The sequence below is a fragment of the Streptomyces sp. NPDC002176 genome (assembly GCF_044903645.1).
In the GTDB taxonomy this organism is placed as follows: domain Bacteria; phylum Actinomycetota; class Actinomycetes; order Streptomycetales; family Streptomycetaceae; genus Streptomyces.
Genome location: NZ_JBJDQW010000002.1, coordinates 35066 through 58658 on the forward strand (window position 1 = coordinate 35066; position 23593 = coordinate 58658).

General features: G+C 73.3%; 20 protein-coding genes and 1 pseudogene. 7 read left to right on the forward strand and 14 right to left on the reverse strand.

Annotation, left to right across the window (positions count from 1 at the left end):
* Positions 1-86 precede the first annotated feature (86 nt).
* The 8 genes from ACI2LY_RS08405 to rimP all read right to left on the reverse strand — a co-directional run bounded on the left by ACI2LY_RS08405 (position 87) and on the right by rimP (position 10861).
* Positions 87-3503: a trypsin-like peptidase domain-containing protein gene (locus ACI2LY_RS08405; RefSeq protein WP_404706527.1), complete on the reverse strand. Its 3417-nt coding sequence runs from the start codon at positions 3501-3503 to the stop codon at positions 87-89.
* 245 nt (positions 3504-3748) lie between these two features.
* Entirely contained in the window at positions 3749-4654 is a 906-nt protein-coding gene (gene truB, locus ACI2LY_RS08410; protein WP_404706528.1) for a tRNA pseudouridine(55) synthase TruB, read from the reverse strand.
* A complete protein-coding gene (gene rbfA / locus ACI2LY_RS08415) occupies positions 4651-5103 on the reverse strand; it encodes a 30S ribosome-binding factor RbfA (protein ID WP_361652229.1) in 453 nt (150 codons plus the stop codon). The genes truB and rbfA overlap by 4 nt, the downstream gene beginning before the upstream one ends.
* A gap of 52 nt (positions 5104-5155) precedes the next feature.
* Positions 5156-5449, reverse strand: coding sequence for a DUF503 domain-containing protein (locus ACI2LY_RS08420; RefSeq protein WP_030817206.1), 294 nt, complete (start codon positions 5447-5449; stop codon positions 5156-5158).
* A gap of 270 nt (positions 5450-5719) precedes the next feature.
* Positions 5720-8827 (reverse strand): translation initiation factor IF-2, encoded by a 3108-nt coding sequence (gene infB, locus ACI2LY_RS08425; RefSeq protein WP_404706529.1) that lies wholly within the window; start codon positions 8825-8827, stop codon positions 5720-5722.
* A gap of 145 nt (positions 8828-8972) precedes the next feature.
* Positions 8973-9269, reverse strand: coding sequence for a YlxR family protein (locus tag ACI2LY_RS08430; RefSeq protein WP_404706530.1), 297 nt, complete (start codon positions 9267-9269; stop codon positions 8973-8975).
* An 84-nt stretch (positions 9270-9353) separates the two neighbouring features.
* On the reverse strand, positions 9354-10340 hold the full coding sequence (gene nusA / locus ACI2LY_RS08435; protein WP_404706531.1) for a transcription termination factor NusA: 987 nt from the start codon (positions 10338-10340) through the stop codon (positions 9354-9356).
* A gap of 2 nt (positions 10341-10342) precedes the next feature.
* Positions 10343-10861, reverse strand: coding sequence for a ribosome maturation factor RimP (gene rimP, locus ACI2LY_RS08440; RefSeq protein ID WP_404706532.1), 519 nt, complete (start codon positions 10859-10861; stop codon positions 10343-10345).
* 275 nt (positions 10862-11136) lie between these two features.
* Here rimP and ACI2LY_RS08445 point away from each other — a divergent pair, with 275 nt between their 5' ends.
* The 3 genes from ACI2LY_RS08445 (at position 11137) to ACI2LY_RS08455 (ending at position 13176) form a co-directional block, all read left to right on the forward strand.
* Entirely contained in the window at positions 11137-11655 is a 519-nt protein-coding gene (locus ACI2LY_RS08445; protein ID WP_404706533.1) for a hypothetical protein, read from the forward strand.
* Positions 11652-12161 carry a ferritin-like domain-containing protein gene (locus ACI2LY_RS08450; RefSeq protein ID WP_404706534.1) on the forward strand — a complete coding sequence of 170 codons (510 nt, stop codon included), beginning with the start codon at positions 11652-11654 and terminating at the stop codon, positions 12159-12161. Before ACI2LY_RS08445 ends, ACI2LY_RS08450 begins: the two co-directional genes overlap by 4 nt.
* 97 nt (positions 12162-12258) lie before the next feature.
* On the forward strand, positions 12259-13176 hold the full coding sequence (locus ACI2LY_RS08455; protein WP_404706535.1) for an aminoglycoside phosphotransferase family protein: 918 nt from the start codon (positions 12259-12261) through the stop codon (positions 13174-13176).
* A gap of 51 nt (positions 13177-13227) precedes the next feature.
* Here the strand turns inward: ACI2LY_RS08455 and ACI2LY_RS08460 are convergent, their stop codons facing one another.
* From ACI2LY_RS08460 to ACI2LY_RS08480, 5 genes are all read right to left on the reverse strand, one after another.
* Positions 13228-14931 (reverse strand): proline--tRNA ligase, encoded by a 1704-nt coding sequence (locus ACI2LY_RS08460; RefSeq protein ID WP_404706536.1) that lies wholly within the window; start codon positions 14929-14931, stop codon positions 13228-13230.
* Between the two features lie 75 nt (positions 14932-15006).
* Complete coding sequence (locus ACI2LY_RS08465; RefSeq protein ID WP_404706537.1) at positions 15007-15537, reverse strand: GNAT family N-acetyltransferase; 531 nt, start codon at positions 15535-15537, stop codon at positions 15007-15009.
* Positions 15538-15573: 36 nt separating this feature from the next.
* Positions 15574-16422, reverse strand: a complete 849-nt coding sequence (locus ACI2LY_RS08470; RefSeq protein WP_404706538.1) for a GNAT family N-acetyltransferase — start codon at positions 16420-16422, stop codon at positions 15574-15576.
* An 84-nt stretch (positions 16423-16506) separates the two neighbouring features.
* Entirely contained in the window at positions 16507-16704 is a 198-nt protein-coding gene (locus ACI2LY_RS08475; protein ID WP_404706539.1) for a DUF397 domain-containing protein, read from the reverse strand.
* Entirely contained in the window at positions 16701-17531 is an 831-nt protein-coding gene (locus ACI2LY_RS08480; RefSeq protein ID WP_404706540.1) for a helix-turn-helix transcriptional regulator, read from the reverse strand. The genes ACI2LY_RS08475 and ACI2LY_RS08480 overlap by 4 nt, the downstream gene beginning before the upstream one ends.
* 168 nt (positions 17532-17699) lie before the next feature.
* Between ACI2LY_RS08480 and ACI2LY_RS08485 the strand changes: the two are divergent.
* A pseudogene (locus tag ACI2LY_RS08485) lies at positions 17700-17765 on the forward strand (ATP-binding protein); the annotation flags it as partial.
* Between the two features lie 387 nt (positions 17766-18152).
* On the opposite strand, the gene ACI2LY_RS08490 reads toward ACI2LY_RS08485, so the two are convergent.
* Entirely contained in the window at positions 18153-19517 is a 1365-nt protein-coding gene (locus ACI2LY_RS08490) for a transcriptional regulator (RefSeq protein WP_404706541.1), read from the reverse strand.
* 215 nt (positions 19518-19732) lie between these two features.
* Between ACI2LY_RS08490 and ACI2LY_RS08495 the strand changes: the two genes are divergently transcribed.
* Genes ACI2LY_RS08495 through ACI2LY_RS08505 form a run of 3 tightly spaced genes read left to right on the forward strand, consistent with a single transcriptional unit; the run spans position 19733 to position 23579 of the window.
* Complete coding sequence (locus ACI2LY_RS08495) at positions 19733-20404, forward strand: hypothetical protein (RefSeq protein WP_404706542.1); 672 nt, start codon at positions 19733-19735, stop codon at positions 20402-20404.
* Positions 20401-21915: a hypothetical protein gene (locus ACI2LY_RS08500; protein ID WP_404706543.1), complete on the forward strand. Its 1515-nt coding sequence runs from the start codon at positions 20401-20403 to the stop codon at positions 21913-21915. Before ACI2LY_RS08495 ends, ACI2LY_RS08500 begins: the two co-directional genes overlap by 4 nt.
* Entirely contained in the window at positions 21912-23579 is a 1668-nt protein-coding gene (locus tag ACI2LY_RS08505) for a hypothetical protein (protein ID WP_404706544.1), read from the forward strand. The genes ACI2LY_RS08500 and ACI2LY_RS08505 overlap by 4 nt, the downstream gene beginning before the upstream one ends.
* The last annotated feature ends 14 nt before the right edge of the window (positions 23580-23593 follow it).

The following is a 23593-nucleotide window of genomic DNA, read 5'->3' on the forward strand; positions in this document are numbered from 1 at the left end:
TGTGCAGGTCCAAGAGTGCCATGCCGGGTCACCGGGCTCCGCATCGGTACGCCCCCTGTGACCGGGCGCACGCCGAAAACCCCTGCTCACGCCGGTACGGGCGTCCCGGCGGGCTCCTCGATCGCGCGCCGGGCGCCGGGGCCGACGACGGTGGTCCAGTCGTCCGGGGCGTCCGTCAGCCAGCGGGCGAGCCGGGCGGCGAAGCCGGGCAGCTCGCGGACGAGCCCGGTCAGACAGGGGTCGGCGCCCTCGGGGGTACGTCCGAGGAGCCGGGCGGTGCGGTGGACGAGCCCTCGGGCCTCCTCCTGCACCGGGCCCGCGCCGTCGCCCTCCCCGTCCCCGTCCCCGTCCCCGTCGAGCATCGTGGCGGCCGCGCGCACCACGGCGACCAGGACGTCCGGGTCGCGTTCGTGGGCGAGCAGCAGGTCCAGCAGTTCGCGGCGCAGCGGGGTCGTGGCGGGGGTGCCGGGGGCGACGAGGACGGCGGCCAGGGCGGCGCGGACCGGTTCGAAGCCCTTGCCGAGCAGCCCGGTGAGCAGGGGCAGCAGCTCGGCGCGCGCGGTGGGGCCGTGCCCGAGGCGGCGGTCGACGTACTCGGCGACCAGGGGCGCGGTCTCCGGGCGGGACGCGAGCGTCTCCCGGACCAGGGCGGCGACGCGGCGGGCGACCGCCGGATCGGTGACGTCGGCCAGCGCGCGCAGGGCGCCGGCCGGGTCCGGGCCGCGGCGCAACCGGGCCCGGAAGGCGTCGAGCACCGTGTCGGGGTGGGTGGCCAGGGCAGGGAGGAGGGCGGTCGGCGGCAGCCCGCTGTCGCCCGCCGCGAAGTGGCGCAGCGCCCGCGGCAGGTGCTGGTCGCGGCTGACCGGGTCGACGGCCAGCAGGGCGAGGGCGCCGCCGTGCAGGGCGCGGTCGGCGGGACGGGCCAGCAGGGCCTGGGCGGCGCGGCGCAGCAGGGTGTGGTCGGCGGGGGTCGCGGCGTGGGGTGCGGTGCGGCGGGCGAGGACCAGGGCGGTGGCCCGGTGGTCGGGCTCCTCGTAGCGGGCCCAGCGGCCGACGGCACGGCAGGCGGCGGAGGGCTCGTCCTCGGCGAGGACGGCGAGCAGTTCGACGGCTCTGCGGTGGCCGCTGTCGATCAGGGCCTCGGTGAGGTGGTCGAGCGCGCCGTGGCGGTGGGTGTGCAGCAGGGCCTGGGCGGCGGTGGCCACGGTGGCGTGCGGGGTGGCGGGCAGCGGGCACTCGTCCTCGAACCAGCGGGTGAGGTGCGGCTGGCCCGCGGCCGGGTCCACGGCGAGCAGCCGGGCCACCGCGTCCAGATACCGCTCCCCCGCGCCCTCGGGCACGGCCGGGTCGGCCAGCACCAGCCGCCGCAGCAGGGCGTACCGCTCGGCGGCGGGGAGGACGAGCGCGGTCCAGAAGGCGGGCCCGAACTCCGCGGGCACGCTCTGGCCCGCGCGCCGCCAGGCCACGACGCGGTCGGCGAGGAAGCGCAGCACCTCGCGGTACGGCAGGGCGTCCGGGGTGCGCAGCAGGGTCCGGGTGAGCAGCCGGGCGGCCCACCAGGAGCCCGGGTCCCGATCGAGGGCGTCGGCCAGCTCCCGCAGCCGGAAGGCGAGTTGACGGGGTCCGCGGCGGCGGCCGAGGAGCAGCAGGGCCTGGACGACGGGCCCGATCCGGTGGTGCGGCACCGGCAGCACACCGGGCGGGCGCTCGGCGCAGGGGCGGTGGACCAGGACGTGCAGCGCCTCGTCCAGGTCGAGATGCGTGCCCTGGACCCAGTCGGCGAACTCCTCGTGCGCGAAGCGGTAGCCGCTCCCGGAGCGGATCAGCAGCCCCTCGGCGAGGACGGCGGACGCCCACCCGGTGGCGCCGCCGAGCCGGGCCGGGGCGCGGCCGTGCGGGAAGACGGCCTCGAAGGTCTCCCGGTCCAGCGCGCCCTGCCCGTGCCCGAGGGCCCGCCGGGCGGCCTCGTGCACCTGACCGGCGACCCTGGTGGCGAGGCGGCGTACGGCGGTGTCGGCGAGGCCGCCCGCGGCCGCGAGCCGCTCGGCGACGCGCAGGCACACCAGGTCGAGGTGGGCGGCGAAGACGTCATGCCGGTCCAGCGGGCCCAGGGGCGCGTCGGCCGGGAGCGCGGCCCGCACCTCGGACAGCAGGCGCAGGGCGAGCGGGTGCCGGGCGTCGGCGTCGGGGAGGGCGCCGTCGGGGATGCCGTGCCGGGAGCGGGCCGCGCGGGCCTCCTGCCGGGTGAGGCCCGTCAGGCGCAGGCGCGCGGGGAAGGCTTCGGCGGCGCTCTCCCAGAACTCGTCGCGGCAGGCGAGCACCAGGCGGGCCCCGTTGGCGCGCAGCCACGCGTCGGTCTCCTCGGCCCACACGGGCAGCAGGGCGGCGGGCATCTCCTCGGGGGCGTCCAGGCACAGCAGGAGTGGGCGCCCCTCCCGCGCGGCGAGCGTGGCCGCCCGCTCGGGGTCGAGGTCGTCGCCGAGACCGGCCGGGCGGCCGGGACCGGAGGCGGCGGCGACGGGCGCGGCCCGCTCCAGCGCCCGGCGCACGGCGTCGGCCACGGAGTCGTCGGCGTCCCGGAGGTCGGCTCCGCGCAGCCACAGGGTGGGCGCCGGGGCATCACCGCGTCGGCGCCGGGCGGCGAGCGCCGCCAGTACGGTCGTACGGCCGCTGCCCGGGTCGCCGGTGAGGGCGAGCACGGGGTGTGGGCCCGCCATGAAGTCGACCAACTCCCGCTCCACCGCCGCCCGTTCGACGATGCCCGCCAGCCCGGTGAGGGTGCCGGGCGGGCCGTCCTGGCTGACGGAGGCGGCGCACAGCTGGAGGACTCCGGCGAGGTTGAGGTCGGCGCCGTAGGCCGGGACGGTGGCCGCGTTGCGGGCGAGCAGCGCGGTGAGCGCAGGGTCCGCCGCACCGGGCGGGCGTACGGGGGCGGCGAAGCCGGAGTCCCGTACGGCGGAGTGCAGGGTGGCGCCGAGCACGCCGAGGACGGCGCCGGTGCGGGCGTCCAGGACGGGGCCGCCGGTCGTGCCGCCGCCGGGGCGGAGCGTGTCGCGGGCGGCGGTGCCGAGCGCGAGTTCCAGCGCGTCGGCGAGGACCAGGCTGCGGCCTTCGGCGGGGTAGGACGCGGGTCCGGCGGTGAGCACCCGCGCCGCGCGCCAGCCCCCGGCCGCGATCTGTACGTAGGTGCCCGCCTCGATCCGCTCGCGCGCGGTCAGCGGCAGCGGGGCCACGCCCAGGTTCTCGGTACGGACGAGCGCGAGCCCGTGCCGGGGCAGTGGGACCACGGCCTCGGCGTCGATCACGCGGGGGCGGTCGTCCGCCGCGCGCAGCACCAGCTGGGTCAGGCCCTCGACGGCCTCGTGGCTGGTGAGCAGGGTGCCGTGGTGGTCGGCGAGGAAGCCGATGCCGCGCGGCCGTCCGGAGAGGTCGCAGATCCGCACCAGAGCGTCCGCGCGGTCCCCCACGCTGCCGCTGCCCCCTCGCGGCCCCTCTCCCGCCATGGTCCTGCCTCCCCAGCCGTGCACCCGCGTCTCACCTCGACGGTAGGCGCGCGATGATCACCGGAACAGGGCACGGCAAGAAAGCGCCCCCTTCCGCTCCCCCGGTTCACTCCGAGCGCCCGGCCGGACGGGTGAATACGCGGTGCGGAGTGGATAGAGGTCAGGGTGGGGGAACCGAGGGGGGACCGTGGAGCGGCGGGTGTGGCAGTACCCCGTGACCGCCGCTCCACGGGCACAAGACCCGCTCAGCCGAAGACGGCGAGGCTCTTGGCCTTGCCCTTCTGCTCCTCGACGAGCGCGAGGAACCGGCCCTCGGGGTCGAAGACCGCGACCGGACCGGCGCCCGCGTACACGTCGGGCATCTCCAGCCGGACGCCGTTGAGCAGCAGCCTGCCGCGCTTGGCGTCCACGTCCCAGCGCGGGAAGGCGGCCGAGGCGGCCTCCGCGACCGGCATCACGGTCAGCTCCTCCTGGAGCTGGTCCAGGGTCCGGGCGGAGTCCAGCTTGTACGGGCCGACCCGCGTCCTGCGCAGCGCCGTGAGGTGGCCGCCGACGCCCAGGTCGGCGCCCAGGTCGCGGGCGAGGGCGCGGATGTAGGTGCCGGAGGAGCAGACCACCGAGACGACCAGGTCGAGCACGGGGGTGCCGTCCTCGGCGACGGCGTCCCGGACGTCGTACACCGTGAAGGAGGAGACGGTCACCGGGCGGGCCGGGATCTCGAAGTCCTCGCCCTCGCGGGCCCGCTTGTAGGAGCGCACGCCGTCGATCTTGATGGCGCTGACCTTGGACGGCACCTGCATGATGTCGCCGCTGAGCTTGGCGACACCGGCGTCGATCGCCTCGCGGGTCACCCGGGAGGCGTCGGCGGAGGAGCTGATCTCCCCCTCGGCGTCGTCGGTGAGGGTGTTCTGGCCGAGCCGGATGGTGCCCAGGTACTCCTTCTCGGTCAGGGCGAGGTGCCCGAGGAGCTTGGTGGCGCGCTCCAGACCGAGGACGAGGACACCGGTGGCCATCGGGTCGAGGGTGCCGGCGTGGCCGACGCGGCGGGTCCGGGCGATCCCGCGCATCTTGGCGACCACGTCGTGCGAGGTGAAGCCCGACGGCTTGTCGACGATGACAAGGCCGTCGGGCGGGGTGGGCTTGGCTGTCATTCGGTGCTGTCGTCCGTCTCGTCGTCGGACTCCGGCTTGCGGTACGGGTCCGCGCCACCGGCGTACGCGGCGCCCGAGGACGCCTCGCGCACCTGGGCGTCGGACTGCCGGGCCCGGTCGAGGAGGTCCTCGATGTTGCGGGCGGTGTCCGGCAGGGCGTCCGCGACGAAGGTCAGGGTCGGCGTGAACTTCACCCCGGCCGCGCGGCCGACCTCGGAGCGCAGGATGCCCTTGGCGCTCTCCAGGCCCGCGGCCACGGCCGCCCGCTCCTCGTCGTCGCCGTAGACCGTGTAGAAGACGGTCGCCTCCCGCAGGTCACCCGTGACCCGCGTGTCCGTGATGGTGACGTGCGAGCCGAGCCGCGGGTCCTTGATCCCCCGCTGCAGCTTCTGGGCCACCACCTCGCGGATGAGGTCCGCCAGCCTTTTCGCCCGAGCGTTGTCGGCCACTGGTCCGTCTCCCGTTCTTTCTTCTTCTTCGCGTTTCTTCGCGTTGCTTCGGTCAGTCGTCGTCGCCGTGGAAGCGCCGTCGTACGGACAGCAGCTCCACTTCGGGGCGGGCGGCGACCAGCCGTTCGCACTGGTCCAGTACGTCGGTGAGGTGCGCCGCGTCGCCGGAGACCGTGGCGAGGCCGATGAGCGCTCGCCGGTGCAGGTCCATATGGTCCACCTCGGCCGCGCTCACGGAGTACTTCCGCTGGAGTTCGGCGACGATCGGGCGGACGACGGAGCGCTTCTCCTTCAGCGAGTGGACGTCGCCGAGGAGGAGGTCGAAGGACAGAGTCCCCACGTACATGTGCAACCGGTTGACCCGCCGGCTCGGGATCGGTGGTTCTTGCACGGTACCGCGTACGAGCTTCTCGCTCGACAGGGTTTCCGTGCCGCCTGGGGGCTCCGCCCCCAGACCCCCGGCCTATGCCCACCCACCACCCGAAACTGTTGGCCATGAAGCCGACCGAGACGGGTGGGTGGGTGGGCAAAGGGGGGTCTGGGGGCGGAGCCCCCAGGGACGGCGCGTCGGCCGACGGAACCCGGAAGGTCCCCTCGGCCGACGCACAGCGCAGCGTTACGCGCGCGGCTTCTCGCGCATCTCGTACGTCGCGATGACGTCGTCGACCTTGATGTCGTTGAAGTTTCCGAGGTTGATACCACCCTCGAAGCCTTCGCGGATCTCGGTGACGTCGTCCTTGAAGCGACGCAGACCGGAGATGTTGAGGCTCTCCGCGATGACCTTGCCGTCGCGGAGGAGACGCGCCTTGGTGTTGCGCTTGACCTCGCCCGAGCGGACCAGGACACCGGCGATGTTGCCGAGCTTGGACGACTTGAAGACCTCGCGGATCTCCGCCGTGCCGAGCTCGACCTCCTCGTACTCCGGCTTGAGCATGCCCTTGAGGGCCGCCTCGATCTCCTCGATGGCCTGGTAGATCACCGAGTAGTACCGGACGTCGACGCCCTCGCGCTCCGCCATCTGCGCCGCGCGGCCCGCAGCGCGGACGTTGAAGCCGATGACGATGGCGTCGGAGCCGGTCGCCAGGTTGATGTCGGACTCGGTGACCGCACCCACACCGCGGTGCAGGACACGGATGTCGACCTCTTCACCGACGTCGAGCTGGAGCAGCGAGGACTCGAGGGCCTCCACCGAACCGGACGCGTCGCCCTTGATGATGAGGTTGAGTTCCTGCACCAGACCGGCCTTGAGGGCCTCGTCCAGGTTCTCCAGGGAGAACCGGACACCACGGCGGGCGAAGTTGGCGTTGCGCTCGCGCGCCGCCCGCTTCTCGGCGATCTGCCGGGCCGTGCGGTCCTCGTCGACGACCAGGAAGTTGTCGCCGGCGCCCGGGACGTTGGTGAGACCGAGGACGAGGACCGGGGTCGAGGGACCCGCCTCTTCCACGTTCTCGCCCTTGTCGTCGAGCATCGCGCGGACACGGCCGTACGCGTCGCCGACCACCATGGTGTCGCCGACCCGCAGGGTGCCTCGCTGGACCAGGACGGTCGCGACGGCGCCGCGGCCGCGGTCGAGGTGGGACTCGATCGCGATGCCCTGCGCGTCCTGCTCCGGGTTGGCCCGCAGGTCGAGCGAGGCGTCCGCGGTGAGGACCACGGCCTCCAGCAGGCTCTCGATGTTGAGGCCCTGCTTGGCGGAGATGTCGACGAACATGGTGTCGCCGCCGTACTCCTCGGCCACCAGGCCGTACTCGGTCAGCTGACCGCGCACCTTGGTCGGGTCGGCACCCTCGACGTCGATCTTGTTGACCGCGACCACGATCGGCACCTCGGCCGCCTTGGCGTGGTTGAGCGCCTCGACCGTCTGCGGCATGACGCCGTCGTTGGCCGCGACGACCAGGATCGCGATGTCGGTCGACTTCGCACCACGGGCACGCATGGCGGTGAACGCCTCGTGACCCGGGGTGTCGATGAAGGTGATCTTGCGCTCTTCGTCGTTGACCTCGGTCGTGACCTGGTACGCACCGATGTGCTGCGTGATACCGCCGGCCTCGCCCGCGACGACGTTCGTCTTGCGGATGGTGTCGAGCAGTCGGGTCTTACCGTGGTCGACGTGACCCATGACGGTCACGACCGGCGGACGCGCGACGAGGAACTCCTCGCCACCCTCGTCCTCGCCGAACTCGATGTCGAAGGACTCGAGCAGCTCGCGGTCCTCCTCCTCGGGGCTGACGATCTCGAGGACGAAGTTCATCTCGTCCGCGAGGAGCTTCAGCGTCTCGTCGGAGACGGACTGCGTGGCAGTGACCATCTCGCCGAGGTTCATCATCACGCCGACGAGCGACGCCGGGTTGGCGCCGATCTTCTCCGCGAAGTCGGTGAGGGACGCGCCACGGGACAGACGGACGGACTGTCCGTTGCCGCGAGGCAGCATCACGCCGCCGACCGACGGGGCCTGCATGGCCTCGTACTCCTGGCGCCTCTGCCGCTTCGACTTGCGACCACGACGCGCGGGACCACCGGGACGACCGAACGCACCCTGCGTGCCACCGCGGCCACCGGGACCACCCGGGCGACCACCGAAGCCGGGACGGCCACCGCCGCCACCACCGGGACGACCGGCGAAGCCGCCGCCACCGCCACCGGCACCGGGACCACCCGGACGACCGGCGAAGCCGCCGCCACCGCCACCGGGACGACCGGCGAAGCCGCCGCCGCCACCCGGACGACCGCCGCCGCCACCGGGACGACCACCGGCACCGGGACCGCGGCCACCGGGGCCACCGCCGCCGGGACGCGGGCCCGCGGCGGGACGCTGCGGCATCATGCCGGGGTTGGGACGCGGACCGGCCGGGCCGGGACGCGGGCCACCCTGCGGACGGGGCATGCCGGAGGGCGCCGGACGGGGACCGCCGGGACCCTGCGGACGCGGGCCGCCACCCTGGGCACCCGGGCCCTGCGGACGGGGACCGGCGCCGGGGGCACCGGGACCGCCTGCCGGACGGGGACCGCCCTGCGGACGGGGCGCCTGCGGGCGCGCCATGCCGGTGGAGCCACCGGAGGTGAAGGGGTTGTTACCCGGACGGGGACCGGCCGGACGACCGCCGGGACGCGGGGCCTGGCCACCGGAGCGCGGAGCGCCCTGGCCGGGACGGCCCGACTGGCCCTGACCACCCTGGCCACCCTGGCCGGGAGCGGCCGGACGGGCGGCACCGGGCTTGGGAGCACCGGGGCGGGCGCCACCGGCACGCGGACCCTGCTGCGCGGCGGGAGCCTGCGGAGCCTGGGCGGCGGGCGGAGCGGTGAACTCCGGGGCGGCCGGGGCCGGGCGCGGCGCGGGCTTGGGACCCGGCACCGGACGCGGGCCGGGAGTGGCCGGCGCGGGAGCCGAGGAAGCCGCCGGGGCAGCGGGCTGCTGCGCGGCGGGCTTGGGGGCGCCCGGCTTCGGGGCGGACGAGCCGTCCCCGGCCTTGGCGGCCTGAGAGGGGCCAGCCTGCGCCGGAGAGGGCGCGGCGGGCTTGGGGGATGCCTTGCGCGGGGCGGGCTTACCGGCGGACTTGCCGTTGCCACCACCCTGGAAGGCGTCGGTCAGCTTGCGTACGACAGGCGCTTCGATCGTCGAAGACGCCGAACGGACGAATTCACCGAGTTCTTGGAGCTTGGCCATGACGACCTTGCTCTCGACACCGAACTCCTTGGCGAGTTCGTATACCCGGACCTTAGCCACTTCGCTCCTTTGAGGTCCGGGTGATGCCGGACCGTCGCTAGTTCATGGGCGTACTCATCGCGTACTCATCGAGTGCTCATCGCAATCTCGACCTGCTTTCGACTCGCGAGGTACCAGGCCGCCACGGTGTTCCGGACGGCACTTCTTACGGTGTTGCCTGCTCGGCAACTGTTGTCTGCTCGACGTGTCGGCGCAACGCGTTTGTGTCGAGCGTTCGCGGGGCGCGCAGTGCCCGCGTGAACGCCCGGCGGCGAAGCGCCTGGTCCAGACAGACCAGCGCCGGGTGTACATAAGCACCCCGGCCGGGCAGCGTACCGCGAGGATCGGGGACGCAGGCGTCCTCGATCATCACGATCCGCAGTAGATCGTTCTTGGCCGCCCGCTTCCGACACCCCACACAGGTGCGTTCAGGGCATGCTCGGGTGTGCGTCCGGCCAGACACGGTTAAGTCTACCTCCCCGTACCGGCCTCACCCCGTCGGGGTAGAGGCCGGACAGTTGCAGTGTGGTGAAGGGGGTCCGGTGAGCTAGTCGGCGACCTGCTCGGTGTCCGGGCGGATGTCGATACGCCAGCCGGTGAGCCGGGCCGCGAGCCGGGCGTTCTGCCCTTCCTTGCCGATCGCCAGCGACAGCTGGTAGTCCGGCACGGTGACCCGGGCGGAGCGGGCGGCGAGGTCGACGACCTCGACCTTGCTCACCCGAGCGGGTGACAGGGCGTTCGCCACCATCTCGGCCGGGTCGTCCGACCAGTCGACGATGTCGATCTTCTCGCCGTTCAGCTCGCCCATCACGTTGCGCACCCGGCCGCCCATCGGGCCGATGCAGGCGCCCTTGGCGTTCAGGCCCGAACGGGTGGACCGTACGGCGATCTTGGTGCGGTGGCCGGCCTCGCGGGCGATGGCGGCGATCTCGACCGAGCCGTCCGCGATCTCCGGCACCTCCAGGGCGAAGAGCTTCTTCACCAGGCTGGGGTGGGTGCGGGACAGGGTGACCGAGGGGCCGCGCACGCCCTTGGCGACGCGGACCACGTAGGAACGCAGCCGCATGCCGTGCTGGTAGGTCTCGCCGGGGACCTGTTCCTGCACCGGCAGGATGGCCTCCAGCTTGCCGATGTCGACGAGCACGTTCTTCGGGTCGCGGCCCTGCTGGACCACGCCGGTGACGATGTCGCCCTCGCGTCCGGCGTACTCGCCGAGCGTGGCGTCGTCCTCGGCGTCGCGCAGCCGCTGCAGGATGACCTGCTTGGCGGTGGTGGCGGCGATCCGGCCGAAGCCGGAGGGGGTGTCGTCGAACTCGCGGCGCTCCTGCCCCTCCTCGACGTCCTCCGGGTCCTCCTTCGCCCACACGGTCACGTGACCGCTCTGGCGGTTCAGCTCCACGCGCGCGTGGCGGCGGCTGCCCTCGGTGCGGTGGTACGCGATGAGGAGGGCCGACTCGATCGCCTCGACCAGCAGGTCGAAGGAGATCTCCTTCTCCCTGACCAAGCCCCGCAGGGCGCTCATGTCGATATCCACGGCTACGCCTCCTCCTCTTCCTTCATGTCCGTCTTATCCGTCTTGTCTTTGCGGTTGAACTCGACCTGCACCCGCGCCTTGGCGATCTCCGGGAAACCGAGGCGGCGGTCCTTGGCCTTGCGGCCCTTCACCCCGGGGACCTCCAGGTCCAGACCCTCGTCGTCGACGCCCAGGATGCGCGCGACCAGCTCCTCGCCGTCGGCCAGCTGGAACTTGACCAGCCGGTCCACGGCGCGCCGGTAGTGACGGGGTTCGGTGAGGAGGCGCTCGGCGCCGGGGGTGCCGACCTCCAGGTCGTACGTCTGGTCGCCCATCGCGTCGGTGTCGTCGAGCTTCGCCGAGAGCGCGCGGCTCACATCGGCGATCTGGTCCAGGTCCGCTCCGGTGTCGGAGTCGACGACCACGCGCAGCACCCGCTTGCGTCCGACGGAGTCGATGGCGATCTCCTCGAGATCCAGCCCCTGGGAGGTGACGAGAGGTTCGAGCAGCTCTCGCAGCCTCTCGCTCTGGGTGGTGCTCATCCGGGTGACTCCTCGGCCGCGTGTGCTGTTGTGGGATGGGTCGCGTGTCTGGTCAAAGGGTATCCGGTCGCAATGGGTGTTGCCGTCCACCCTGGGCGGCCCTGGGCCGACCGCGTCCTTCCGGTGGCCGCCCGGGGGTGTGGGGCGGTGCCGGTGAGCGGTGCGGGCGGGGTGCGCGGGTACGGTGATCACGGGCGTGCCGTCCGTTCGAACGGGCGTCGCTTTCCGGTGCCCCTTCCCGCCCCTCCCCGTACGAGTCCCCGAGGACGTCTGCCGTGCCGTACTCCCCACCGCCGCGCGCCCGTTCGGGGCCGCGAAGAAGAACCCTGCTCGCCTCGCTCGCCGGTTTCGGCGCTCTGCTGGCGGGCTGCTCGTCCGGCTCCGGTCCCGCCGAGCGCGCGGCGTCGGCCGCCACCCGCGCACGCGCGCGTGCGGCGCGGGACAGCGCTGACCTGCTCGCGCGCTACGACGCGGTGCTCGACGCGCATCCGGCGCTCGCTGACCGGCTCGCTCCGCTGCGGTCGGCGGTGGCCGCGCACCGGGACGCCTTCGGCGGCACGGACGACAGCAAGGCGAAGAACGGTAAGAAGGCGAAGCCGTCGCCCTCCCCGGCCCCCACCGCCCCCGCCGACCAGAAGGAGGCGCTGACCTCGCTGGCGTCCGCCGAGCGGACCGTGGCGGACCGGCGTGCGGGAGCACTGCTGGAGGTGCCGGGCGAGCTGGCACGGCTGCTGGCGTCGGTGTCGGCGGCCGGGTCCGCGCACGCGTATCTGCTGACGGAGGCGGCGAAGTGAGCGACGGCAACACGACGGACAAGACCAAGCAGGCCGAACTGACGGCTCTGCAGGCCGCGTTGGCGGCGGAGCACGCGGCGGTGTACGGCTACGGGGTCGTCGGCGGCCGGATCGGCACGCCCCGGCAGGGCGAGGCGCGTTCCGCGTACGACGCCCACCGCGCGGCTCGCGACACCCTGGCCCGGTCGGTCCGGGACCTGGGCGGTGAGCCGGTGGCGGCGAGCCCGGCGTACGCGCTGCCGTTCACGGTGGCGGACTCCCCCGCCGCGCTGCGTCTCGCCGCCGAGCTGGAGGAACGTCTCGCCGGTGTCTACGCCGACCTGGTGCGCGCCTCCACCGGCCACCGCCGCACCACGGCGACCGTCGCCCTGCGCGAGGCGGCGGTGCGCGCGGTCCGCTGGAGCGGCCAGTCCCCTGCCTTCCCCGGCCTCGCGGAACGCACCGACGACACGACGGGCCGCGCGGGAGCGTCGGACTCCGCCCCTTCCGCGTCTCCGACGGCCTGAACCGGGTACGTGGAAGGCGTAGCCTTCCCTGGGCCTTCGGTTGTGGGGGTGCGTAGGGAACAACAGGCGGACACAGGAGAAGGGGACCGACTCGCGCATGGCTTTCGAACCGCCTCGGCGACTGGTCCGGGCGAGCCGGGAGACCGCGCCGCCCGGTGACGACTGGCTGGCCAGGCTGCCCGAGGCGGCCGAACGGGCTGTCTCGGCACGCGAGTTGACCGTGGACCGGGTGCAGGTGCCGGGCGGCCGGAGCAGTCTGGTGCTGCTGGTGCGGCGCGCGGACGGCGGCCCGGCCGTGCTGAAGCTGGCGCCCGCGCGGGCTCGGCCGGAGAGCGAGCGGGCGGCGCTGGCGCACTGGGGCGGCCTGGGTGCCGTACAGCTGCTGGACGGCGGGCCCGAGGACGTGGCGGAGGGCGCGCTGCTGCTGGAGCGGCTGCAGCCGGACGTGTCGGTGCGCTCGCTGCCGGAGGCCAAGGCACTGCTGGAGGCGGCCGGGACCCTGCGCCGCCTGTGGGTGGAGCCGCCGACGGGCGAGGGCGCGCACCGGTTCGAGACGGTCGCGGAGCGCACCGGGCGGCAGGCCGAGGCGATGGCCGCGAGTGCCCTGAAGGACCCCGAGTCGGCGCCCCTGGTGGACGCGGCGCTGGCGGTGCGCGAGGAACTGCTGGCCGACGCGCCGGACCACTGGCTGCTGCACGGCACGTTCCGGCAGAGCAAGGTGCTCGGCGGGGAGCGGCTGCCGTGGCTGGCGGTGGGCCCGGACCCGGTGGTCGGTGAGTCCGCCTTCGATCTGGCGCGGCTGGTCCGGGACCGGGTGGAGGACCTGATCGCGGTGCCGTCCGGTGCCTCGGTGACCCGGCGCCGGATCAAGCGGCTCGCGGAGTCGCTGGAGGTGGACCAGGAGCGGCTGCGCGGCTGGACGCTGTTCCGGGCGGTGGAGTCCGGGGTACGGGCCCGCCGCGTGGGCCGGGAGCAGGACGCGGATCTGCTGCTGGAGTTCGCCACCTGGCTGTAGCGGACATGGAAGAAGGCCCGGCCGGGCGGCCGGGCCTTCTTATGTATCCACTCAGGCGGTGAGGCGGGCGATGGCCTCCTCGACCGTCAGCTCCTCGCGCTCACCGGTCTTGCGGTCCTTCAGCTCCAGCACACCGTCGGCGGAGCGGCGTCCGGCGACCAGGATCTGCGGGACACCGATCAGCTCGGCGTCGGTGAACTTCACGCCCGGCGACACCCCGGCCCGGTCGTCGACCAGGACGCGGACGCCCGCGGCGGACAGCTTCTCGGCGACGTCCAGGGCCAGCTCGGTCTGGAGCGCCTTGCCCGCGGCGACCACGTGGACGTCGGCCGGGGCGATCTCCTTGGGCCAGCACAGGCCGTGCTCGTCGGCGGTCTGCTCGGCGAGGGCGGCGACGGCGCGGGAGACGCCGATGCCGTAGGAGCCCATGGTGACGCGGACGGGCTTGCCGTTCTGGCCGAGCACGTCGAGCTTGAGGGCGTCGGCGTACTTGCGGCCGAGCTGGAAGATGTGGCCGATCTCGATGGCGCGGTCCAGCTTCAGCCCGGCACCGCACTTGGGGCACGGGTCGCCGTCCTGGACCACGACGACGTCGACGTACTCGTCGACCTCGAAGTCACGGCCCGCGACGACGTTCTTGGCGTGCGTGTGCTCCTTGTTGGCGCCGGTGATCCAGTCGGTGCCGGGGGCCACGCGGGGGTCGGCGATGTACTTGACCTTCTCGCCCAGGCCCTGCGGGCCGACGTAGCCGCGCACCAGGTCGGGGCGGCCGACGAAGTCCTCGGCGGTGACCAGCTCGACGGCGGCCGGGGCGAAGTGCTCCTCGACCTTGCCCAGGTCGACCTCGCGGTCACCGGGGACGCCCACGGCGACGATCTCGCCGTCCACCTTGACCAGCAGGTTCTTCAGGGTGGCGGAGGCGGGGACGCCGAGGGAGGCGGCGAGGGTCTCGATGGTCGGGGTGTCCGGGGTGGGGATCTCCTCCAGCGCGGGCACGGCCGAGCCGTCGACGGGAACGGCCTCGTAGTAGACGGCCTCGGTGTTGGCGGCAAAGTCGCAGTTGGGGCAGTCGGCGAAGGTGTCCTCACCGGCCTCGGCGGGGGCGAGGAACTCCTCGGACTGGGAGCCGCCCATGGCGCCGGCGGTGGCCGCGACGATGCGGTAGTCGAGGCCGAGGCGCTCGTAGATCCGCTGGTAGGCGGCGCGGTGCAGGGCGTAGGAGGAGGCCAGGCCCTCGTTCTCGGTGTCGAAGGAGTACGAGTCCTTCATGAGGAACTCGCGGCCGCGCAGGATGCCCGCGCGGGGGCGCGCCTCGTCCCGGAACTTGGACTGGATCTGGTACAGGATCACCGGCAGGTCCTTGTAGGAGGACGCCTGGTCCTTCACCAGCAGGGTGAAGATCTCCTCGTGGGTGGGGCCGAGGAGGTAGTCGCCGCCCTTGCGGTCCTGGAGGCGGAACAGCTCGGCGCCGTACTCGTCCCAGCGGCCGGTGGCCTCGTAGGGCTCGCGGGGCAGCAGGACGGGGAGGACGACCTCCTGGGCGCCGATGGCGTCCATCTCCTCGCGCACGATCCGCTCGACGTTGGCGAGGACCTTGGTGCCCAGCGGCAGCCAGGACCAGATACCGGCGGCGGTGCGGCGGACGTAACCGGCGCGGACGAGGAGCTTGTGGCTGAGGACCTCGGCGTCGGCCGGGTCGTCGCGCAGCGTCTTCGCCAACAACTTGGACATGCGCTGGACCGGTACGTTCGCCATTGTTCTCGTACTCCTGCCGGAAATGTAGGTGATGGCTAGGAGGTTAGCCGGGGCTCGGGCGCGGGCGGAAATCGGTTATCGGCGGCGCAGCGGGAGCGGGGCGCCCATCACGGCGTACGGCTTGGGGGCGCTCGGGAAGTGGACCTGGCGGGCGAGGTCGGTGTAGCCGAGGGCGTGGTAGAGGCCGCGCGCGGGGCTGTCGACGTCGATGGCGGAGAGGATCGAGCGGGGTTCGGCGGCGCTGTCGGTGATGCGGGTGATCAGGCGGCGGCCGATGCCCCGGTTCTGGTGGCCGGGGTGGACGTGCAGCTCGGTGATGACGAAGGAGTCGTCGAGCCAGCCGTCGTTGCCCTGGGCGCGGAGGTAGGGCTCCACGATGGTGGACCACCAGTGGGCGCGGGAGTTGGGCATGCCGTACACGAAGCCGATCAGCGCACCCCGGCTGGTGGCGCCGAGGGCGCGGGCGCCGGGCATGCGCATGTGGCGCTGGACGATCTGACGGCGTACGGCGACCTCGTCCGGACCGAGCCCGAAGGCCAGGGCCTGCACCGCGAGGGCCTCGTCGACGTGCGCTTCGAGGTCCAGGGTGCCGATCACGAGGTCCATGCGGGGAGCGTACAGGGCACGCTCGGCGGGTCCGCTTCAGAAGAGAATGCTCATGAACTGGCCGACCTCCTGGAACCCCACCCTGCGGTACGTGGCACGCGCGGCGGTGTTGAAGTCGTTGACGTAGAGGCTGGCCACGGGGGCGATGTCGGCGAGGGCGTAGCGCAGTACGGCGGCCATGCCGGGGGCGGCGAGGCCCTTGCCCCGGTACTCGGGGGCGACCCAGACGCCCTGGATCTGGCACGCCTGGGCGGTGGCGGCGCCGATCTCGGCCTTGAAGACGACATTGCCGTGACCGTCGATGCGGGCGAAGGAGCGGCCCGCGCCGACCAGCTCGGCGACCCGCGCCTGGTAGAGGAGCCCGCCGTCGCCCGCCATCGGGGAGACGCCGACCTCCTCGGTGAACATCGCCACGCACGCGGGCATGATCGTGTCCATCTCGTCCTTGCGGACGCGCCGGACGTAGGGGTCCGGGGTGATGTCGGCGGGCATGTGGTCGGTGACCATGAGCGGCTGGTGGGCACGGACCTCGCGGGCGGGCCCCCAGTGCGGTTCCAGCAGGCGCCACAGCTGCGCGGTGGCCTCGGCGGAGCCGACGATCGAGGAGCAGCGACGGCCGCCCCGGCGGGCCCGGTCGGCGAAGGCGCGCACGGCACGGGGGGTGGCGCAGACGGGGACGAGGTTGGCGCCCGCGTAGCACAGCGACGTGAGCATGCCGTCCTCGTACCAGCCCCACATCTCGCCGCCGAGACGCCAGGGATCGAGGCCCGCCACCTGGACGCGGGCGGCGACGAAGGCGTTGGCGACGGGCTCGCGGTCGAGAACCGCGAGCGCCGCGTCGAGGTCGCTCGGTTCGAGCACCCGTGAGGTGGTCTGGGTCAACACGTGCGGGGGCCTCACCCTGGGGTCTGCGCTGGTCCTGGCACTATAACCGCGCGTCCCTCCGGGGGCTTGCCCGCCGTACCCCTCTCACCCCCGCACAAGCCCCAGAAACGCGTGCCACGCGGTGGTGGGCACGGAGAGGGTGGGGGCGGTGGTGGGGGTCTGCTTGGAGTCACGGACGTGGATGGTCGAGGGGCAGGTGGCCACCTCGACGCACTGGCCGCCGTCGCCGCTGCTGTAGCTGCTCTTGAACCACGTCAGGTCGGACGGCATTTCGACGTTCATGTCTCTCCCAGCAACTTCTCTACGAGTTCCAGCGACTTGCGCGGTGTCAGGGCCTGAGCACGCAGGATGCCGTAGCGCTCCTCCATCTCCCTGACCGTCTGGTCGTCGGTGTAGAGGCGGCTGCCCTTGTGCGCGTCACCGTAGCCGATCCTGCGCCCCTTGGCCGTGTTGATCAAGGTGAACGTACCTCCGAGCCCGGCGTGTTCTTCGCACTCGTTCGGCATGACTTGGATCTCCACATTACGCCGCTGCCCGATGAGCAGGATCTGCTCCAACTGGCCACGCATTACCGTTGATCCGCCCCAGCCCTTACGTAGAAGCGCTTCCTCCATCACGAAGCTGATGGTGGGCGCAGGTTTCCGCTCGAAGACCTCCTGTCGGGCCAGTCGCGCGACGACCCGCTGCTCAATGGTCTCGTCGTCCAGCGGAGGTCGCCACATCGTGAAGACGGCCCGCGCGTACTCCTCCGTCTGTAAAAGGCCGTTGACCACGAGCGCGTCGTACACATGCCACCCGACTGCCTCCCTCTCCAGCCTCGCCGCGTCCTGGAAGAACGCCGGATACTGCGCCCTCTCCATGTCCTCGATGAAGTCGACCAGCATCCCGCCCACGTCCAGCACCCCATCCGCCTGCCGGATGAACTTCGCGTTGGGGATGCGCCTGCCGACCTCGTACGACGCGATGGTGGCAGCCGAGTAACCGGTACGACGCCCCAACTCGGCCCGATCGACGCCCGCTTGGACGCGCAGCCGCTTCAGCAACCGTCCGAAGACGAGCGGAATCCCCGCGCCCGGCGTTTCCTGGCCTTCCTCTGATTCCTCGCTCATGCCTACCCCCAATGCCCGCGCGCCACCCTCGGTCACGGGGCGCTCGTGTACAGCGGCACCCTGCCCTTGTACAACGCCTGGTGGTCCGGGTGCGGCCGCTGTTCAACGCTACTGAGCGTGCGGGACCGTAACGGCGTGAAATCAGAAACTTCCACCCAGGAATTCGCCATGCGCTTCACCTCCACCCCGCGTGGCGCAAGGCTCGCCCGGCGGCTGGTCCCGCTCCGGCTGGATGGTGGTGTCGCTGCAGTTGGCGATCTCACCGCATGACAACGAGCGATACGTGCGGTGGGTGCGCGAGGCGCTGCCCGGCCGTGATCGGGAGGCGGGCCTGCTGGTGTCCAGGTCCGCTGGGGACGTGCCTGGTGCAGGCGACCGGTGACGCGTTGAGCCGCCCGGTAGGGGCGCCGGTGAGGACGGCGGTGAATGTGGCGTCGGCCCGGTCGACGTCACCGAGCGTGGACCCTACTAAGGCGGCCGCGGCCAAGACCGGGGCGCCCGCCGGGGGCGGCGTCGCCGCACATCGGGAGCCCGCTCCGGCGCCGGAGCGCGGCAAGCGGAAGTAGTGCTGGAACAGAGCAGGGGCCGTCCCGGTTGGGAAGGCCCCTGCTTCGTCGTGGGTCAGGCGGCGTAGTCGAGGAAGTCGGCCACGGCGGGGATGTGGCGGTGGTCGGCGAGGTGGCCGCGCAGTTCGGTGAGCGTGGTGGTGGTGCGGGCGGAGTCGACGCCGCCCATGGCGGTGATGACGTCGTGGCCGATGCCGAGGGCGGCGTCGATGTCGCCGAGGGCGACGTGGGCTTCGGCCTGGCGGGCCTGGTAGATGACGGCGCCACGGACTTCCCGGTCGGTGTCGTAGGGGTCGGTGTGGTCCACGGCGGCGGCGAAGTGTTCGAGGGCGCGTTTGGGTTCGCCCAGTGTCAGGGCGGAGCTGGCGGCGACCTGGTGGAGTTCGCCGTGGTTGATCCAGTACATCGCGGTCAGGTCGGCCTCGGGCACGTCGGCGGTGGCGTAGGCGTCGAAGGCGGCGTCGATCTGCCGCCAGGCGGCTGCGGACTCACCGGCCTTGGAGTGGGCGCGGGCGGCGCGGGCGTGGAGCATGGCCAGCACGCGGGGGGAGGAGATCTTTCGGCGGTCGGCGAGGGCTCCGTCGGTGAGGTGAAGGGCGCCGTGGGGATCGCCCGAGCTGTAGCGGAGGTTGGCCCAGAAAGCGAGGGTGACCGCGCCGAGGGTGGGGTCATGCGCGGAGGCGGCGGCGCGCAGGGAGGTCACGAAGTGCCTCTCGGCGGCGGCGAGGCGTCCCTCGTCGTAGGAGCACCAGCTGGCCAGTCGGGAGGCTTCGGCGGCGGCGGCGAACAGGCGGCGGCCGGTGAGCTGGCTGTAGGAGCCGTCCTTGAGCAGGGCGGTGATCAGGCGCAGTTCCACGATGGCCGCGTCGTAGACCTGCCCGGCGCCCACGGTGTCGTCGAGGTGGCGCAGGGCGTCCAGGCGGACGTCGAAGAGGTCGGCGGCTTCGGCGCCGATCCTCCGGCCGGTGTCGGTGACCGCGAGGGCGGGCTCGGCGGTCATCCACTGCGCGACGGCCGCGGCCAGCGTGCTGGTGGAAGCGATGAGAAAGCCGCGACGGTCACGGTCCACGGGACCTCCCACGTGCGTCAGTGAGTTCACCGTACCCGCCGCCGTCCAGGGCGACTCCAGTACGGCCTGGTCGTCATCGAGGGCCAGCAGCAGGAAGCCGGGCCAGCCGTGGCGGTCGACGTCGGCCGCGCTGAGGCCGTGGAGGCTGGCGATGGCCAGGAGCGCGGTCCGTTCGGGGGTGACGCCCTCGCGGGTCCACCGGGTGGCCTTCTCCTTGCGGTGGGCCATCGCGCCGTAGCCGAGGGCCTTGTGCCGGTCCGCGACGCGCTTGAGGTAGCCGGCCGCGGTGAGGCCGCTGCGGGCTATCAGCGTCGTGAGCGGATGGGTGTGCATGGCGGTGCCGGTGATCACAGGTGACTCGACCTCCCCCAGTCCAGATCCCTTCAGTCTCCGGGCCCGGCCCGTCCTGCGGGAAGAGGGCGGCGGTGGGAAGCAACGGGCGGCAACCGGGCGGCAATGCGCGGCAACGGGCGGCGTCTTCACCAGGGTGGTGCGGCGGGCCGACGGTAGGCGGTGCCCGCCCGGCCAGTGGCGGGCACACCCCCTCGGATTCTCGGAGGTACGGGATGCGCGTCCCCATCGACGGCCTGGACCTGTCCGGCAAGACCACCCTCACCCACGCCCTGAAGGCCGAACTGGAGCGCCGCGGCCAGGCCGCGCTGCCCCACCGCGGGTTCCTCGCGACCCGCCACCCGTTCCGTCGGCTGCTGAAGAAGCTGCCGCTCGTACGGCAGCCCGACAGCACACTGGTGACCACCGCCTACCTGAGCGCCGGGTACCTCGTGGACTCGCTGCTGGTGCGCCTCGCCCCGCCGACGCCGCCGGGCACCGTGCTCATCCAGGACGGCTACGTCGACCGCACGACCGCCTTCGGCATGGCCGGCGGCCCCTACCTGGCGGCCGTGCTGGCGCTGCGCTGCCCGCGCGTGTTCGCCCCGTTCGACGTCGCCGTCTACCTCCACGCCCCCACCGACGCCCGTGCCGCTCGCCTGGGACGGCGGCAGATGCCCGACGCCGTGGACATCCGCGGCGTGCGGGACCCGGCGTTCGCGGACACCTTCACCGCGATGCTCATCCGGGGGATGGGCCGCCGCCACGACCGGCTGCTCGTCTTCGACACCTCCCAGCACCGCCCCGAGGCGATGGCGGCCGCCATCGCCGACACCCTCCTCACCCCCGCCCCGGTCCCGGCTCCGGCCACGACGGGCGGCTCCGGCAGGCTGGAGCGGGTGGCATGAGCGCCCTGACCATGCCCGACGCCGCGCTGGCCGAAGAGGCGAGCCGGGAGCTGGCCGCGGCGCTCGACGGGCGGCCGCTGGTCTCTGTGGAGCGGTTCGGCGCCTCGATGCGCACCCTGTACACCGGGCCCGCCCCGCTCGCGGCCGCCCGGCCCGCGCTGGCGGTCGGCTGCTACCCCGGATGGGGCGAGGCCGTCGCACGGGCGGTGCTGGCGGCCGAGGACCGTACCGGTGTGCGCGGGTCCGCGCAGCGCCACGCCTGGGCCGACGCCGTGGACGCGGAGGCCGCCCGGGCGCTGGCCGCGCTGCCGCACCCGCCGGTGATCGCCGCCTGGTACACCACCGCCAGGCTGCGCCGCTGGGCCGGGCCCGGCGGCACGGTCGCCGCGATCGACGGCCGCCTGCGCGCCGACATCGAGGACAAGGCAAGCTTCGACGCCCTGCTCCGCGCGGCCGGGGTGCCGGACCGGATGCGCATCCCGTGCATCCGCGTCGAGGGCCGCCTACCGGGCCTGGCCGACCTTCAGCGGCACGTCGGGGCGCGCAGGCTGGTCGTGCAGGCCGGGACGGACTCCGGCGGCCGCGGCACCCATTTCGTGGACACCCCCGCCGACCTTGAGCGAGCGGCCGCCATGAACGGCCCGTACAAGGTCGGCGCGTTCATCCCCGGCTGGTCCTCCAACTGCACCGTGCTGTCGGTGCCGTGCGGGGACGGCTCGGTCGCGGTGTACGTGGACCGTCCCTCGCACAAGGCGGTCGGTGTGGCCGAGGCGGGGATCGGGCCGGGCAAGAGCGCGGGCAACGACTGGTCGCGGCCGTGGCCCCGCCAGGCCGCCGCCGAGCTGGTCGACGCCGCCGTCCGGATAGGCGTCCACCTGTGGCGCACCCGCCGCCTGGCCGGGCTGTTCGGGCTGGACGCGATCCTCACCCCCGACGGGCAGCCGCTGTTCAACGAGATCAACGTCCGCAACCAGGGCACCACCGAGGTCTCGGGGGTCAATCAGCAGCTCCGCGGACTGCCGCCGTTCCTCGCCGCCCACCTGACCGTGCTGCTCGGCGGCGAACCCCGCTGGCTCCCGGAGGCCGACACCTTCAACCACGCCACCGTCCAAGCCGCTTCGGGCGGAACCGCCCCAAGCTGCGGCCGTGCGGGCGGGCCGTTCTACCTCAAGCTCCGCCACCGCGGCGACGGGCCGGTGCGCCTGTCCGGGCTGCGCGGCCCCGGCGTCTACCGGCCCGACCCTGCCGGGCGCCTTGCCTGGGTGAGGCCCGGCACCCATCCGGGCCACGCCGACGCCGACCTCGGCGAGGTGCTGCTGGCCAGCCTCCCCGCCGAGGAGGTGGTGTGCCTGCCCGGCGCCGAACTCGGCACCGCCGAAGCGGTCACCACCGGTCCCGGGCCGTTCGCCGCCCCGCACCGGCTGTCCGCCTTCGGCACCAGCGTGCTGGACGCCCTCACCAACCACCTGACCCCCGCCACTCCCACACCCCGCGAGGTGACCCGCCCATGACCACCACCGACACCGCGCCCGGGCTGCTGGAGCAGTTACGGACGCTGCCCGACGACGCCTTCACCCGCGTGCAGTATCTGGCGCCGCAGGTCGGCTGCTTCCAGGGCTGCGCCATGTGCTCCCAGGGCGCCGGCCGCGACACCTGGGGCCTGACCGAGGAAGGAATGAGCGGGCTGTTCACCGCCATCGCCCAGGTCGCCGCCGAGCGCGGCCTGACGCTGGCCTCGGGCCGCATCCACCGCCCCGGCGTCCTCTTCCCCTACCTGGACAACGACATCGGCTCCTACCCGCACCTCGACCTGTACGCCCAGCTCGCCCGCGACGTCCTCGGCGTGAAGCTGCGGGTCTCCACCGTCGGCTACTCCCGCCACTCCGCACCGTTGACCGGCATGCACCAGCACCTGGTGGACGAGTTCACCGACGTCTTCGACGGCGTCCGCTTCTCCGTCACCCCCTACACCCTGGGCTTCACCGGCCGCTCCGGCACCGAACGACGCGAGTACGTCGAGGACCTGGCCGCCGCCCTGCGCACCTACCGGCCGCTGCTGGAGGCGCTCGGGCACGGCGCCGCCACCGCCGCGTGCGAGCTGCGCTTCGCCCCGCTCGTCGGCCTCGGCGAGCTGACCGACATCCGCGTCGACGGCCACCACGTCCTCGTATCCGGCCCCCACCTGCTCATCTCCCGCGACCGCACCGACGGCGAGCTGCCCGAGAGCGTCATCGAGCGCCTGGACGAACACACCCAGCCGGTGTACTCCCGGCCCGGCACCCCCTACCTGCACATCACCTCCGACGCCGCCGAGCCGGTCCCCGCCACCGTGCGGGCCGCGCTCACCGGGACGCTGTCCGTGCCGCACCGGGCCGGGACGGTCGGCGTGCAGCGCTTCCTCAACGCCGACGGCCCGTACTACGCCGCCGACGGCGACTTCCAGCCCGACGGCACCTTCACCGCCCTGCACCTCTACCCGGCCACCGACGTACGGCCCCGCTCCGGCTACACCGACGCCACCCGCCACCTGCTCAACACCCTCCTCGCCTACAAGGAGGCCCACGGCCTTCGCCGGCGCGAGGAGTTCACCACCGCCACCGGCGCGGACGTGACCGCCGTCCTGGACGCCCTGGCCGCCCAGGCCGACGCGCTGGACGGTGTGGACCGGGCGGCGGCCGCGCACCTGCGCGAGCAGATCCACCCCCAGGTGACCGCCTACGCCACGGCGCTGGAGCTGGCCGACTACCCGCCGAGCCTGTTCTTCTCCCGCGCCTTCACCATCGACACCGGACAGATCGTCAACCAGGGCCGCGCCAAAGGACTCTTCCGCGGCCTGACCGGCACCGACGGCGAACCGATGACCCCGCGCGAGGAGCGAGGCTTCGGCCAGGCCAGCCTCTCCACCGTCCGGGGCCCGATCTGGCGGATCACCCCCCTGCCGCTCGCGGCCACCGGGCGACTACCGCTCTCGGTCGCCGGGAAGAAGAACCCCTCCACGCCCGTCCCGACCGTGCTGGTCGAGGAGCTGGACCCCTGCCACCTCTCCCCGGTCATGCGCACCACCGGCTGCCGCCTGCGACGCCACACCCTCACCCTGCCGGACGGCTGGATCGAGCACACCAGCATGAGCGAGGGCCGGGCCGCCTACGCCCTGCCCGGCCTGCCCGCCCAGTAGACGCCGCCCCGGTC